We start from the raw sequence: 13,755 nt of genomic DNA, 5'->3' as shown, positions 1-13,755 counted from the left end.
TTTGACCGGGAACAAGACTTTTGGCGCCGATCCGCGACAAATGCTGCAGTGAACGCTTCGCTTGATCGTTGGGGGATCTCCTGATGCGCTATCTCACCGTCGCCCTGTCCCTGCTCTGCGTGTTGCTGACCGCTGAAGCCGCCAAGGCCGACCGCCGGGTCGCCTTTGTCGTTGGAAACGGCGCCTATAAGAGCGTGGCCCAACTGCCGAACCCGCCGGTCGATGCCAAGGCCATGGCGGCCACCCTGCGCAACGTCGGCTTCGACGTCGTCGAGGGCACCAATCTCACCCGTGACAAGATGACCGAGAAGCTGCTCGATTTCGGTCGCAAGGCGCAGGGCGCCGATATCGCGGTGTTCTATTACGCCGGACACGGCATTGCGATCGCCGGCACCAACTACCTGCTGCCGGTCGACGCCGACCTGAAATCGGAGATGGACGTCAAGCTGGGCTCGGCCATCAACATCGACGTGACGCTCGACCAGACGATGGGCGACGCCAAGGTCAAGCTCGTCTTCCTCGATGCCTGCCGCGACAATCCGTTCGCCGCCAAGATCAAGTCGAACTCGCCGACCCGCAGCGTGTCGGTGCAGACCGGCCTGGCCGAGATGAAGTCCGGCGAGGGTACGCTGATCGCGTTCGCCACCGGCCCGGGCCAGACCGCCCTCGACGGCGAGGCCGGCGCCAACAGCCCGTTCACCCGCGCGCTGATCTCGCACATCGCCCAGCCCGGCATCGAGATCCAGCAGGCCATGACCGCCGTGCGCGCCCAGGTCAATGAGGAGACCAGCAAGGGCCAATTGCCCTGGGGGCATACCAACCTGATCGGCGCCGTCTACCTCAACCCGGCGGCGGCCCCTGCTGCAACGGCCGCCACGGCCGGGACGACGCCGGCCGTCGCGACGGCCACCGTGACCGCAGGCGAAGCCGAGCTCGAATTCTGGCGCTCGGTGAAGGACTCCAACAAGCCGGAAGAGCTGAACGCCTATCTCTCGACCTACCCGAACGGGCAGTTCAAGTCGCTGGCGATGGCGCGCATCGCCGCGATCGAGAGCGGCGCCATCAACACCGCCACTCGCAACGTCGCCAAGGGCGTCGATCCCGCCACCTACACCGAGGAAGGCACTCAGGTCAGCGAGGATCAGATCGGCCTCGACAAGACCAAGCGCCGCGACGTGCAGCGGCGGCTGACCGGTCTTGGCTTCGACACCAGGATGACCGGCGTGTTCGACGACCAGACCCGCGGCGTCATGAAGCGCTGGCAGGCGGCCCGAGGCTATCCGTCGACTGGATTCCTGACCAAGCTGCAGCACAAGGCGCTGCTGGCAGAGCCGCAGCCCGCGCCGGCGACCGCCGCAGTCGGCGACGAGGCCAGGCCGCGCCGCGCCAAGCCGGCCGGCAACGTGGCTGCCGGCGGCCCGCCGCCTCAGGGTGCGCCGGTCTATCGCAATCCGCCGCCGCAGGACAATTCGGGCAACGCCGCCGGCGCCGCCTTCATCGGTGGCATGATGGGCGGTGTGCTCGGCAGCGCGCTGCGCCGGTAAGCGACTTCGTCTTCCCCCGGTAAAAAAGCCCGGAGCACGAGCTCCGGGCTTGTTCGTTAGAATGCAGCCGCCCCTCAGAGCCCTGCCGCCTTGCGCAGCGCCGCGTTGATGCGGTCCTGCCAGCCCGGCCCTTGAGACTGAAAGTGCTCGAGAACGTCCTGGTCGATCCGCAACGTCACCTGCTCGCGCACACCAGGAACCGCCGCCTTCTTCGGCGGCGCCTCCACCGGCTTGGTGGTCACCTTCTTGAACGCGGCCTCGGCCTCGGTACGGGCGTCAGCGAGCGTGCGCGGACGCCGCGGCTGGTCGGCCATGATCAGATCCCCTCGAACAGCGCGGTGGACAGATAGCGCTCCGAGAACGACGGCACGATCGCCAGGATCGTCTTGCCCGCGCTCTCCGGCCGCTTGCCGATCTCGATCGCGGCTGCAATCGCCGCGCCCGAGGAGATCCCGCCGGGAATGCCCTCGGTGCGGGCCAGCGCGCGCGAGGTCTCGATGGCGGTGGTGCTGTTGATCTTGACGATCTCGTCGATCACCGAGCGGTCGAGAATGTCCGGCACGAAGCCGGCGCCGATGCCCTGGATCTTGTGCGGCGAGTGCTGCCCACCCGACAGCACCGGGCTCTCCTCCGGCTCGACCGCGACGACCTTGAGGCCGGGCTTGCGCGACTTCAGCACCTGGCCCACGCCGGTGATGGTGCCGCCGGTGCCGACGCCGGCGACGAACACGTCGATATTGCCAGCCGTGTCGTTCCAGATCTCCTCGGCCGTGGTGCGGCGATGGATGTCCGGGTTTGCGAGGTTCTTGAACTGCTGCGGCATCACCGAGTTCGGCGTCGTCCGCAACAACTCCTCGGCGGTGGCGATGGCGCCTTTCATGCCCTGCGACGCCGGCGTCAGCACGATCTCAGCGCCGAGGAAGGCGAGCATCTTGCGCCGCTCCACCGACATCGACTCCGGCATCACCAGTTTGAGCTTGTAGCCACGCGCCGCCGCGACGAAGGCCAGCGCGATGCCGGTATTGCCCGAGGTCGGCTCGATCAGCACGGTGTCGGGCTTGATCACGCCGGCCTGCTCCATCGCCAGGATCATGCCGACGCCGATCCGATCCTTCACGCTCGCGGCGGGATTGAAGTATTCCAGCTTGGCGAGGATGGTCGCCTTGACTCCATGTTGCTCCGGCAGCTTTCGCAACCGCACAATCGGCGTATTGCCGAACGCGTCGACAATTGAATCAAATACGCGCCCGCGTCCTGGACGCTGTGCTGACGACTCCATGAAATCACTCCTCTGCGCGCCCCGCGCGACGTCGACAACGCTTCTGACCATCTTCAGCGAGCCTGTTGCGCTGCGCAAGCACGTTTGCGCGATCTTAGGACGATCGCGGCGCACAACAAGTCGTGGCTAAATTGCGAAAAACCAACGCATTTGTGTTGCGACAAGGTCAATAAACTCGGTGTATGCTTGATTTCAGCCGGATGAAGATTCACGGTGCAGGTCGACTGCAACCCGGGCGGACATCAGCAAGATGTCATCTTCGGAGTGATACAATCGGGGCGTTCGTGCCAAACGAAAGCGCCGTTGTAGAATAGATATAAGAACAGACCACCCAGACAAAACTCTTTGTGTGACGGATTTGATATCCGCGAAAGTTGGACTCGTCGGAAATAGACCCGTTCGAACGCGACTTGTTCGAAATCGACCCTTTTCGAAATTGACGTCGTTCAAGCAGAGATCGCCAACAAAGAGATCGTCCAGGAGGTCAATATGTCAGCACTCGCTGATCTCGTGTCGACCGCAACCGCCCGCCCGAATCCCCGCGGCTGCGATCTGCCGACATGCCCGGTCTGCGCCGACTCCATGATTGCCGCGGAGGCGTCGGCATATTTGGCTGACAATGCGATCAGCTATCTCTGGACCTGCGACACCTGCGGCTATGGCTTCGTCACCAAGCACTCCGTGAAAAGCCGCTTCGTCTGCAATTGAACGGCCCCAGGGCGAGAGAGTTCCGCGACGTGATGTCACGGCCGTTCGATGGCCGAGGATAACGCAACCGTCGGCCATCGAGCCGGTCGGCAGTGCATGATCAGCACAATTTCATGAGGGCCGGCGCACAGGGCCGGGCTCACAACAAGCTGACGGCCTTCACCTGAAGCGGCCGTCAGCCGGCGCGCGAGGCGATGTCGCCGCGCGCCCAATCGGCCTTGGTGCGCTCGTAGAATTCCGTGAACCGCCCCTGTGCAATCGCCTCGCGCATCCCGGCCATCAATTGCTGGAAATAGGCAATGTTGATTTCCGACAGCAGCGTCGCGCCGAGCGCCTCGCCCGCCTTGATCAGATGATGCAGATAGGCGCGGGCATAGCTGCGCGCCGCCGGCCACGGGCTCTCCTCATCCAGCGGCCTGTCATCGTCGGCATGACGCGCGTTGCGCAGGTTCACCGGCCCGAAGCGCGTGTAGGCGACGCCGTGGCGGCCGTTGCGGGTCGGCAGCACGCAGTCGAACATGTCGATGCCGCGCCGGACCGACTCCAGGAGATCGTCAGGCGTGCCGACGCCCATCAGGTAGCGCGGACGGTCGGCCGGCAGCGCCGGCGCGGTCGCCTCGATCATCTCGAGCATGACCGCCTGCGGCTCGCCGACGGCCAGGCCGCCGATCGCATAGCCGTGGAATCCGATCTCGACCAGCGCCTGCGCGCTGGCGACGCGCAATGCGGGCACATCGCCGCCCTGCACGATGCCGAACAGCATGTAGCCTGCCGGCGCCTTCTCGAAGGCGCGGCGGCAGCGTTCGGCCCAGCGCAGCGACAGCCGCATCGCGCGCTCGATATCGTCGCGCTCGGCCGGCAGCCGCACGCATTCGTCGAGCTGCATCGCGATGTCGGAGTTGAGCAGGCGCTGCACCTCGATGGCGCGCTCCGGTGACAGCTCGATCTTCGCGCCGTCGATGTGCGAGCGGAACGTCACCGCCTGCTCGGTCACCTTGCGCAAGCCCGACAGCGACATCACCTGGAAGCCGCCGGAATCGGTCAGCATCGGACCGCCCCAGCCGGTGAAGCGCTGCAGGCCGCCAAGGGCGGCGATGCGCTCTGCCGTTGGCCGCAGCATCAGGTGATAGGTGTTGCCCAGCACGATGTCGGCGCCGGCCTCGCGGACGTCGCGCCAGTGGATGCCCTTCATGGCGCCGGCGGTGCCGACCGGCATGAAGGCCGGGGTGCGCACCACGCCGTGCGGAGTCGTCAGCCGGCCGGTACGGGCCGCGCCGTCTGTGCCGAGCAGTTCGAAATGGTTGGGAAGGTCGCTGACCGAGGAGCTCATGGCCGGCTTATTGCGTCAGGACCGCCCCCGATTCAACCGCGATGGCGCTGTTTTGGTGCCTTTCGGCCGTTGACGGCGGTTCCGGCCGCCCCTATGGTCCGGCGCCATGTCGACCTCGACCAAACGCACGACGAAAACCACCAAGCCCTTGCGGGCCTCGGGAGGCGTGCGCGCGTAGTCGAACTCGATTGCGACCATCTTCGAACCGAAGCCCCGCCTGATGAAGGTCCGGGGCTTTTTTTATGCCCAGATTCCAACCGGAGACTTGAAGACGTGCCTCACGATCCCACCATTGCCATCGTCGGCGTCACCGGCGCCGTCGGCGCCGAGTTCATCGCCACCCTGGACCGCCGTAATGTCCGCGTCGGCAGGCTCAAGGCGCTGGCAAGCGCCCGCTCGGCCGGGCAGACCCTCACCTTCCGTGGCCAGACGATCGTGATCGAGGAGCTCAACGAGCGCTCGTTCGAGGGCGTCGACATCGCGCTGTTCTCGGCCGGCAGCGGCATCTCCAAGAAGTTCGCGCCGATTGCCGTGCGCTCCGGCGCCGTCGTGGTCGACAATTCCTCGGCCTTCCGGATGGACCCGAACGTGCCGCTGGTGATCCCGGAGATCAACGCCCGCCGCATCCGCGACCACAAGGGCATCATCGCCAATCCGAACTGCGCGGCGATCACGGCGCTGGTGCCGCTGTGGCCGATCCACCAGAAGAACCGCATCAAGCGCGTGATCATCTCGACCTACCAGGCTGCCAGCGGTGCCGGCGCGGCGGCGATGGACGAATTGGTGCAGTCGACCCGCGCGAGCCTCAACGGCCAGGTCTATGCGCCCAAGGTGATGCCGCATCCGTTCGCCTTCAACCTGTTCAGCCACAACACGGCGATCGATCCCGACACCGGCTACAACGACGAAGAGACCAAGGTCATCAACGAGACCCGCAAGATCTTCGAGGACGAGGGCATCGCCATCGGCGTCACCTGCGTCCGCGTGCCGGTGCTGCGCGCGCATTGCGAGGCGATCACCTTCGAATGCGAGAAGCCGATCTCAGAGGACGACGTCCGCCGCATCCTGGCGGCGGCACCGGGCGTGCGCGTGGTCGACGACCGCGCCAACAACTACTTCCCGATGCCGGTCGACGCCTCCGGCCAGGACGACGTGCTGGTCGGGCGCATCAGGAAGGACCTGTCCGATCCCTCCGGCCACTCCATCGCGATGTTCGTGGCCGCCGACCAGCTGCTGAAGGGCGCCGCGCTGAACGCGGTGCAAATCGCCGAGCTGCTGCCGGAGCGGGTGATGGCGTAAGGCGGGTACGAACCCAACAAGTTACCACTGCATCACTCGCCAAAGCGAGTGATGCAGCACTCGCCGAAATGCGACCGATTACTGTGTAACACTCACAGCACCAAAACGAGATGCACTGATGTCACCTTCTGGATTGGGCGTGACATCGATCCAACGTTGCTGATGGGTCGGCTACACTTGCAAGATAAGCCCACGGCTCCCGCACGGAGGATTGAAAAATGAACTTGTCACGGGATCAGCCAGACATTCCCGACGATATTGTCGGGCCCGAGCGGACTTTCCTGCAAATGTTCAAGTTATATGTTGAACCGGAGTTGAAACGTCGACAGTTGATCGATTCCCTGCCCGACCCATTCACAGTCGTGGCTGCGCAAGTATTATTTTTCGAGGGTAGATCACCAGAAGTCCGCCTTAACGATGAGGTAAAAATTTCGCTTGCTGTAAAAGTTCCTCGAGAGCTCAAGGAGGGGGAAGTGATACCGCTCCATGAGATACAGCACATAGAATCAGCCGAGCTTGATCTAGCGGATGCCGATGCCGGACATTTCACCGTAATGCTCTTCAATAACGAATGGCGCATGTTCTTTGACTTCCGCAGAAACAAGCTGACGGCATCGAACCTAATTAAAAGATCCGAACAGTTTTGCGACACCGCAGCATACGCTCTGTCTCAGAGTTATTTTGGACCAGCGATTGACAACCTATTTAGCGCTTGTGAGCTTGTCGCAAAGGCGCGCCTCATTACAGCAGCTGTCGTGAACAACGATACAAAGACGCATGGCACAATTCACTCGGGCATTAACCGTTGGAGCAAGCTCGGTAACGTTGACCGCGAATTTGTGGAGATGTTCAACAAGCTATCTCAGGATAGGAACTCAGCACGATACAGTGCAACTGACGACCTATCGGCTCTCATCAATTCAGATATGATCGCCAAGGCACGTGCTGAAATAGATGCATTAAAAGTTAGGCTAAAGCGATTTGGCGATCATGAGTAGGCCGCGCCGCCTGTAGCAGTCTTCTCTACTCTACGGCTCGGCGACCCGCTCGTCCTGTTGCCGGAACAACAAGCACGCATCGCCATACGAATAGAACCGGTAGCCGCTTTGAATCGCATGCGCGTAAGCCGCCTGCATCGTCTCGAGCCCGGCGAAAGCCGAGACCAGCATGAACAGGGTCGAGCGCGGCAGATGGAAGTTGGTCATCAGGATGTCGACCGCGCGAAAACGATAGCCGGGCGTGATGAAGATCGACGTCTCCGCCTCGAACGGCGCAATCGTGCCGTCCGGCTGCGCCGCGCTCTCGAGCAGCCGCAGCGACGTCGTTCCGACCGCGACGATACGGCCGCCTTCGGCACGGGCCTGGTTCAGCGCAGCGGCGGTCTCAGGCGTCAGACTGCCCCACTCCGCATGCATGCGGTGGCCTTCGGTGTCATCGGCCTTCACGGGCAGGAACGTGCCGGCGCCGACATGCAGGGTGACGCGCTGCAGCCCGACGCCGCGCTCGCGCAGCCGCCGTTCCAGCGTCGGCGTGAAATGCAGTCCGGCGGTGGGGGCCGCCACCGCGCCCTCCTTGGCCGCGAACATGGTCTGATAATCGGTCGCGTCCTGCTCGTCTGCGGGCCGCCTGCCGGCGATGTAGGGCGGCAGCGGCGGCCGGCCGAGATCGGCGATCGCCTGGTCGAGCGCGGGCCCATGAAACACAAAGGACAGCGTCAGCTCGCCCTCCTCGCCCTTGGCCTCGACGGTGGCATCGAGATGGCCGAGCAGGCAGACCTTGCCCTCGTTGCCGAAACGGATCGTATCGCCTGGCGCGAGCTTCTTGGCGGGCCGCACCAGCGCCTGCCAGCGCGAGCCGTCGAGCCGTTTGATCAGGGTCGCCTCGATCTTCGCCTCGGTCTCGCGGCTGATGCGGCGTCCTGAGAGCTGAGCGGCGATGACCTTGGTGTCGTTGACGACGAGCTGATCGCCCGGCTCCAGCCAGTCCGGCAGGTCGGCGACCGTGCGGTCGCGCAGCACGCCATCGCCCTGCACCACCAGCATGCGCGCGGATTCGCGCGGGCTCGCCGGCCGCAGCGCGATGTTTTCGGGGGGCAGCTGAAAGTCGAAGAGGTCTGTGCGCATCGTCGTTCTGGAACGACCGTCGAAAACCTCATCCTGAGGAGCGCGTCATCGCGTCTCGAAGGATGAGGCCCGACTGTGGCCTCATGGTTCGAGACGCGTGCTGCGCACGCTCCTCACCATGAGGGTCAAAAGCCGAGGGCGCTACTGCACACCGACCATGAACACGCCGAGAGGCGTGTTCATGGAGAGGGTCGTTGGTTACGCCGCGTCGGAGGCCATGTAGGCCTTCACGATCTTGTCCGGGTTCTGCACCGGCTCGCCGCGCTTGATCTTGTCGACATTCTCCATGCCCTCGGTGACCTTGCCCCAGACCGTGTACTGCTTGTCCAGGAAGCGGGCGTCGTCGAAGCAGATGAAGAACTGGCTGTCGCCTGAATCTGGATTGGCCGCACGCGCCATCGAGGCGGTGCCGCGAACATGCGGCTCGGCGTTGAACTCGGCCTTCAGCTTCTTGCCGGAGCCGCCGGTGCCGGTGCCCTGCGGGCAGCCGGTCTGCGCCATGAAGCCGTCGATGACGCGGTGGAAGACGATGCCGTCGTAGAAGCCCTCGCGGACGAGCTCCTTGATGCGCGCGACATGGCCGGGCGCGAGATCGGGACGCATCTCGATGGTGACGGGGCCCTGGGTGGTCTCGAGGATCAAGGTATTTTCGGTCACAGCCATGCTGGTCTCTCGGTTTTGGTAGAATTGACGGGGGTCAGGACAAAGCAAATCCTGGGTCTGAAATGTCGCGGCGCCTTCCCATGTGCGGCCGTCACCCCTCCTGACGGCAATCCGAGCACGACGAGGCCCGCGATGCTGGTCCAGAATAGACCCAATGCGTTTAAAGCTGAAGCCACCGGCCCTGTCGATGTGGCGGGCCGGCAGAATCGGCATGCCGCCGCGACGTGGCAAAAGGTTCCTTAAGGCCCGAGGGAACCGGGCGCGAGACCCGGGTGTCCCCCTGCTCTGCCTCTACTTGATGTCCGAGGCGACCTGAACCTTCACCATCTTGTCCGGATCGGTGACGGCACCGCCCGAGGAGCCCGGAGGCGCCTTCTTGAGCTTGTCGACGACGTCCATGCCCTGCACGACCTCGCCAATCACGGTGTATTGGCCGTTGAGGAAGGAGGCATCGCCGAAGCAGATGAAGAACTGCGAGTTGGCGGAATCGACGCTATCGCCCCGGCGCGCCATGCCGACGGTGCCGCGCTTGAACGGCGTTGACGAAAACTCCTGCTTCAGGTTCGGGTACTTCGAGCCGCCGGTGCCATTGAAGTTCTGGCCGTCACCGGTCTGCGCCATGAAGCCGTCCATGACGCGGTGGAACGGCACGTTGTTGTAGAAGCCTTCGCGCGCCAGCGTCTTCAGCCGCTCGGCATGCTGTGGCGCCAGATCGGTGCGCAGCTTGATGATGATGCGGCCCTTGGTGGTGTCGATGACCAGGGCATTCTGCTTGTCGAGGCCGGCAGGCAGCGACTGGGCCAGCGCCGGCAATGCGAAGACGAGAGCGAAGACGAAAGCGAGCGCGCGGATCATGGCAACTCCGATGACATGAGACGATGTGGAGAGGAAGGCACCGCCGGAAGCGGCCGGTGCCTGAAGGATCACTTGAACTTGGCCTTGAGACTTTCGGCCACCGACGGCGGCACGAAATGCGAGATCTCGCCGCCCATGGCGGCGATCTGGCGAACCAGCGTGGCTGCGATCGGACGGACACCCACCGAGGCTGGAACGAACACCGTCTGGACCTGCGGTGCCATGGTCTGGTTCATGCCGGCCAACTGCATCTCGTAGTCGAAATCGGTGCCGTCGCGCAGGCCCCGGATCATCATGATCGCACCGGCCTTTTGCGCGGCCGTGACCGTCAGATTGTCGTAGGTCGAAGCCTCGAAGCTGCAGCCCGCCGCGGCTGCCACGGGGCCGAAGATCTCATGCGCCATCGCCAGCCGCTCCTCGGTCGAGAACAGCGGCTTCTTGCCGTGATGCACGCCGACCGCGACGATCAGGCGGTCGCAGAGGTGGACGGCCTGCCGGACCACATCGAGATGGCCGTTGGTGACGGGATCGAACGAGCCCGGATAGAGCGCAATGCGTTGCATGCGCTCGTCCTATACCGCCCGGAACAGGCCGGCAAGCCGCCGTCAGGCACGCTGGCGTGGCTGTGATGGGCAAAGAGCGGCCGAGAGACTGCATTGCGATGGAATGAGGTGCGACGCCGGTGGGCCGGAACCGTGGTCGGCTACCGCGATTGTTTCGTCGGAACATCCGACATGAAACACGCTCGCGCCGAGACGAAACCAATTCGCCCGTCCCGCGAAGACGTCTCGAAACCCGATCTGGTTATCAAATCGTTAACGAGCACGGGCCGAACGGCCCAGACAGGGGACCGTCATGATCAAAGCGCTATCTGCAGTCGCAGCAGCCGGCTTGGTGGCTGCCGGCATCACCCTCCTGCCCGGCTTCGCTCCCCAGGTCGAAGCCAGCGTGCCGCGTCCGCTGGCCAAGGCGGACCGCCTGGACATCCGCCCGATCGGCCGCGACTGCTCGCAGCAGGCCTGGCCCAACTTCGAGGCGGGCTGCCTGCGCAGCGCCGGAACCCGGGGAACCATCCGCGAGGCCAGGATGGTCTCGGTCGAGCGGACGCAGTGAGGCGAACAGCGAAAGACCTGCGTCGTCCGCTATTCGCTACGCCCTATTCGCCATTCGCCTGGTCAGCGTTCCCGTTGCCGTTCTCGGCCTCCTCGCCGATATGCTCCACCGAAACGACGTGCTCATCATCGGCGGTGTCGAACACGATGACGCCCTGCGTCGAGCGTCCCGCGATGCGGATGCCGTCGACGGGGCAACGGATCAACTGCCCCTTGTCCGTCACCAGCATGATCTGGTCGCCATCCTCGACCGGGAATGAGGCGACGAGCTTGCCGTTGCGGTTGTTGACCGACATCGCGACGATGCCTTTGCCGCCGCGGCCGGTGGTGCGGTACTCGTAGGACGAGGTGCGCTTGCCGTAGCCGTTGACCGAGACGGTCAGCACCACCTGCTCGTGCGCCGACATCTCGACATAGCGTTCCTGCGACAGCTGGATCGCGCCAGCGGCCGCCTCCTCGCCCTCGGCCTCGACCGGCTCCTCGGTGGCAGCATCGCCCGACATCGCCCGGCGCATCTTCAAGTACGCCGTACGCTCGTCCGAGGTCGTCTCGACATGGCGCAGGATCGACAGCGAGATCACCTTGTCGCCGCCGGCGAGCGCGATGCCGCGCACGCCCATCGAGGTCCGACCGGTGAAGACGCGCACGTCGGTGACGGGGAAGCGGATGCACTGCCCGCCCGACGCCGTGAGCAGGACGTCGTCGCGCTCGGTGCAGATCTGCACGTTGACGATCTCTTCGCCCTCGTCGAGCTTCATCGCGATGATGCCGGAGCGGCGCACGTCGACGAAATCCGACAGCTTGTTGCGGCGGACGTTGCCGCCGGTGGTCGCGAACATCACGTCGAGATTGGCCCAGGAGGATTCATCCTCCGGCAGCGGCATGATGGTGGTGATGCGCTCGCCCTGCTCCAGCGGCAGGATGTTGATCAGCGCCTTGCCACGCCCGTTGGGCGCCGCGATCGGCAGCCGCCAGACCTTCTCCTTGTAGACCTGGCCGCGCGACGAGAAGAACAGCACCGGCGTGTGCGTGGAGGCCACGAACAGCCGGCTGACGAAATCCTCCTCGCGGGTCTGCATGCCCGAGCGGCCCTTGCCGCCGCGGCGCTGCGCCCGATACGCCGACAGCGGCACGCGCTTGGTGTAGCCGGCATGCGACACGGTCACGACCATGTCCTCGCGCTGGATCAGGTCCTCGTCCTCGACCTCGCCTTCCTGCTCGGCGATCACGGTGCGGCGCGGCGTGCCGAACTCCGCCTTAACAGCGGCGAGCTCGTCCTTGATGATCCCCTGTACCCGCGCCCGCGAGCGCAGGATGTCGAGATAGTCGTTGATCTCGACCTTGAGCTTGTCGAGCTCGTCGGAAATCTCCTCGCGACCGAGCGCGGTCAGGCGCTGCAGGCGGAGGTCGAGAATCGCCTTGGCCTGCTCGAACGACAGCCGGATGGTGCCGTCCTCGGAAAGACGGTGGCGCGGATCGTCGATCAGCGTGATGATGGCCTCGACGTCGCGCGCCGGCCAGTCGCGCGACATCAACGCCTCGCGCGCGGTCGCAGGATCGGGCGACGTCCTGATGACCCGGATGACCTCGTCGATATTCGCCACGGCCACGGCAAGGCCGACCAGGATATGAGCGCGGTCGCGCGCCTTGTTGAGCAGGAACTTGGTCCTGCGCGTGACGACACGCTCGCGGAACGCGACGAAGATCGTCAGCAGGTCCTTCAACGTCATCGTCTGCGGGCGGCCGCCGTCGAGCGCCAGCATGTTGGCGGCGAAGCTCGTCTGCAGCGGCGTGAACTTGTAGAGCTGGTTGAGCACGACGTCCGGCACGGCGTCGCGCTTCAGCTCGACGACGACGCGGTAGCCGTCGCGGTCGCTTTCGTCGCGCAGGTCGGCGACGCCTTCGATCTTCTTCTCGCGCACCAGTTCGGCGATGCGCTCGACCATCGTCGCCTTGTTCACCTGGTAGGGAATCTCGGAGATGATGATCGCCTCGCGATCCTTGCGGATCGTGTCGATCGTCACCTTGCCGCGCATCATGATCGAGCCGCGGCCCAGATGATAGGCCGAGCGGACGCCGGCGCGGCCGAGGATGATGCCACCGGTCGGGAAATCCGGCCCCGGAATGATGTTGATGAGGTCGTCGATCGTGAGCGCGGGATTGTCGATCAGCGCGATGCAGGCATCGATCACCTCGCCGAGATTGTGCGGCGGGATGTTGGTGGCCATGCCGACCGCGATGCCGCCGGCGCCATTGACCAGCAGGTTCGGATATTTGGCCGGAAGAACCGACGGTTCCTTGTCGGAATTGTCGTAGTTGGCCTGGAAGTCGACGGTGTCCTTGTCGATGTCGTCGAGCAGCGGAATCGCCGACTTGGCGAGCTTCGCTTCGGTGTATCGATAGGCCGCGGGGGGATCGCCGTCGACGGAGCCGAAATTGCCCTGGCCGTCGATCAGCGGCACGCGCATCGAGAAGTCCTGCGCCATGCGCACCATGGCGTCGTAGATCGACTGATCGCCATGCGGATGGTATTTACCGATGACGTCGCCGACCACGCGGGCGGACTTGACGTACTTCTTGTCGGGCGTGTGCCCCTGCTCGTACATCGAATACAGGATGCGCCGGTGCACGGGCTTGAGGCCGTCGCGCGCATCGGGCAGCGCTCGCGACACGATCACGCTCATCGCGTAATCGAGGTAGGAGCGCTTCATCTCGTCGAGGATGGAAACGGGACGAATGTCGGAAGGTCCGCCCGGCTCGCCGGGCTTCTCATCTTCTTTATCGGACAAAGGGGATACCGGTCGGTTTTGACACGCGAAAATCGCTTGGAATCATATAGCGC

13 protein-coding genes are annotated in these 13,755 nt (G+C 64.4%); 5 read left to right on the top strand and 8 right to left on the bottom strand.

Going from position 1 to position 13,755, the window contains the following annotated elements; genetic code table 11:
* Positions 1-83: 83 nt before the first annotated feature.
* The gene (locus ACQR1D_RS17065; protein ID WP_434839856.1) at positions 84-1,544 is read left to right on the top strand and encodes a caspase family protein; all 1,461 of its coding nucleotides are present in this window, start codon (positions 84-86) and stop codon (positions 1,542-1,544) included.
* A gap of 74 nt (positions 1,545-1,618) precedes the next feature.
* Here the strand turns inward: ACQR1D_RS17065 and ACQR1D_RS17060 are convergent, their stop codons facing one another.
* Positions 1,619-1,858, bottom strand: a complete 240-nt coding sequence (locus tag ACQR1D_RS17060; protein ID WP_315799865.1) for a BrnA antitoxin family protein — start codon at positions 1,856-1,858, stop codon at positions 1,619-1,621.
* Between the two features lie 2 nt (positions 1,859-1,860).
* Positions 1,861-2,823, bottom strand: a complete 963-nt coding sequence (gene cysK, locus ACQR1D_RS17055) for a cysteine synthase A (protein ID WP_315799864.1) — start codon at positions 2,821-2,823, stop codon at positions 1,861-1,863.
* Positions 2,824-3,312: 489 nt separating this feature from the next.
* On the opposite strand from cysK, the gene ACQR1D_RS17050 reads away from it, so the two are divergent.
* The gene (locus ACQR1D_RS17050) at positions 3,313-3,531 is read left to right on the top strand and encodes a hypothetical protein (RefSeq protein ID WP_315711782.1); all 219 of its coding nucleotides are present in this window, start codon (positions 3,313-3,315) and stop codon (positions 3,529-3,531) included.
* Between the two features lie 175 nt (positions 3,532-3,706).
* On the opposite strand, the gene tgt is transcribed toward ACQR1D_RS17050, so the two are convergent.
* Positions 3,707-4,861, bottom strand: a complete 1,155-nt coding sequence (tgt, locus tag ACQR1D_RS17045) for a tRNA guanosine(34) transglycosylase Tgt (protein WP_316178614.1) — start codon at positions 4,859-4,861, stop codon at positions 3,707-3,709.
* 273 nt (positions 4,862-5,134) lie between these two features.
* On the opposite strand from tgt, the gene ACQR1D_RS17040 reads away from it, so the two are divergent.
* Together ACQR1D_RS17040 and ACQR1D_RS17035 are read left to right on the top strand one after the other, a co-directional pair.
* Positions 5,135-6,160, top strand: a complete 1,026-nt coding sequence (locus ACQR1D_RS17040; protein WP_434839855.1) for an aspartate-semialdehyde dehydrogenase — start codon at positions 5,135-5,137, stop codon at positions 6,158-6,160.
* 218 nt (positions 6,161-6,378) lie between these two features.
* The gene (locus tag ACQR1D_RS17035) at positions 6,379-7,158 is read left to right on the top strand and encodes a HEPN domain-containing protein (protein WP_434839854.1); all 780 of its coding nucleotides are present in this window, start codon (positions 6,379-6,381) and stop codon (positions 7,156-7,158) included.
* Between the two features lie 30 nt (positions 7,159-7,188).
* On the opposite strand, the gene queA is transcribed toward ACQR1D_RS17035, so the two are convergent.
* The 4 genes from queA to coaD form a co-directional block, all read right to left on the bottom strand.
* A complete protein-coding gene (queA, locus tag ACQR1D_RS17030) occupies positions 7,189-8,283 on the bottom strand; it encodes a tRNA preQ1(34) S-adenosylmethionine ribosyltransferase-isomerase QueA (protein ID WP_434839853.1) in 1,095 nt (364 codons plus the stop codon).
* Positions 8,284-8,481: 198 nt separating this feature from the next.
* Positions 8,482-8,946, bottom strand: a complete 465-nt coding sequence (locus tag ACQR1D_RS17025; RefSeq protein WP_316215873.1) for a peptidylprolyl isomerase — start codon at positions 8,944-8,946, stop codon at positions 8,482-8,484.
* 291 nt (positions 8,947-9,237) lie between these two features.
* On the bottom strand, positions 9,238-9,801 hold the full coding sequence (locus ACQR1D_RS17020; RefSeq protein WP_315711771.1) for a peptidylprolyl isomerase: 564 nt from the start codon (positions 9,799-9,801) through the stop codon (positions 9,238-9,240).
* 68 nt (positions 9,802-9,869) lie between these two features.
* Positions 9,870-10,364, bottom strand: coding sequence for a pantetheine-phosphate adenylyltransferase (gene coaD, locus ACQR1D_RS17015; RefSeq protein ID WP_316215874.1), 495 nt, complete (start codon positions 10,362-10,364; stop codon positions 9,870-9,872).
* Positions 10,365-10,656: 292 nt separating this feature from the next.
* On the opposite strand from coaD, the gene ACQR1D_RS17010 reads away from it, so the two are divergent.
* Positions 10,657-10,914, top strand: a complete 258-nt coding sequence (locus ACQR1D_RS17010; RefSeq protein ID WP_315799858.1) for a hypothetical protein — start codon at positions 10,657-10,659, stop codon at positions 10,912-10,914.
* A gap of 43 nt (positions 10,915-10,957) precedes the next feature.
* On the opposite strand, the gene gyrA is transcribed toward ACQR1D_RS17010, so the two are convergent.
* Positions 10,958-13,702: a DNA gyrase subunit A gene (gene gyrA, locus ACQR1D_RS17005; protein WP_434839852.1), complete on the bottom strand. Its 2,745-nt coding sequence runs from the start codon at positions 13,700-13,702 to the stop codon at positions 10,958-10,960.
* Positions 13,703-13,755: the final 53 nt, after the last annotated feature.

The organism is Bradyrhizobium sp. HKCCYLRH2047, assembly GCF_051168175.1.
Classification (GTDB): domain Bacteria; phylum Pseudomonadota; class Alphaproteobacteria; order Rhizobiales; family Xanthobacteraceae; genus Bradyrhizobium.
This window is presented reverse-complemented; position numbering and strand designations above follow the sequence as displayed.

Bases quoted from the DNA above. Each gene is read 5' to 3' on its own strand.
- queA (WP_434839853.1), bottom strand. From the start codon at position 8,283: ATGCGCACAGACCTCTTCGACTTTCAGCTGCCCCCCGAAAACATCGCG.
- ACQR1D_RS17060 (WP_315799865.1), bottom strand. From the start codon at position 1,858: ATGGCCGACCAGCCGCGGCGTCCGCGCACGCTCGCTGACGCCCGTACC.
- ACQR1D_RS17025 (WP_316215873.1), bottom strand. From the start codon at position 8,946: ATGGCTGTGACCGAAAATACCTTGATCCTCGAGACCACCCAGGGCCCC.
- cysK (WP_315799864.1), bottom strand. From the start codon at position 2,823: ATGGAGTCGTCAGCACAGCGTCCAGGACGCGGGCGCGTATTTGATTCA.
- tgt (WP_316178614.1), bottom strand. From the start codon at position 4,861: ATGAGCTCCTCGGTCAGCGACCTTCCCAACCATTTCGAACTGCTCGGC.
- ACQR1D_RS17010 (WP_315799858.1), top strand. From the start codon at position 10,657: ATGATCAAAGCGCTATCTGCAGTCGCAGCAGCCGGCTTGGTGGCTGCC.
- ACQR1D_RS17020 (WP_315711771.1), bottom strand. From the start codon at position 9,801: ATGATCCGCGCGCTCGCTTTCGTCTTCGCTCTCGTCTTCGCATTGCCG.
- ACQR1D_RS17065 (WP_434839856.1), top strand. From the start codon at position 84: ATGCGCTATCTCACCGTCGCCCTGTCCCTGCTCTGCGTGTTGCTGACC.
- ACQR1D_RS17050 (WP_315711782.1), top strand. From the start codon at position 3,313: ATGTCAGCACTCGCTGATCTCGTGTCGACCGCAACCGCCCGCCCGAAT.
- coaD (WP_316215874.1), bottom strand. From the start codon at position 10,364: ATGCAACGCATTGCGCTCTATCCGGGCTCGTTCGATCCCGTCACCAAC.
- ACQR1D_RS17035 (WP_434839854.1), top strand. From the start codon at position 6,379: ATGAACTTGTCACGGGATCAGCCAGACATTCCCGACGATATTGTCGGG.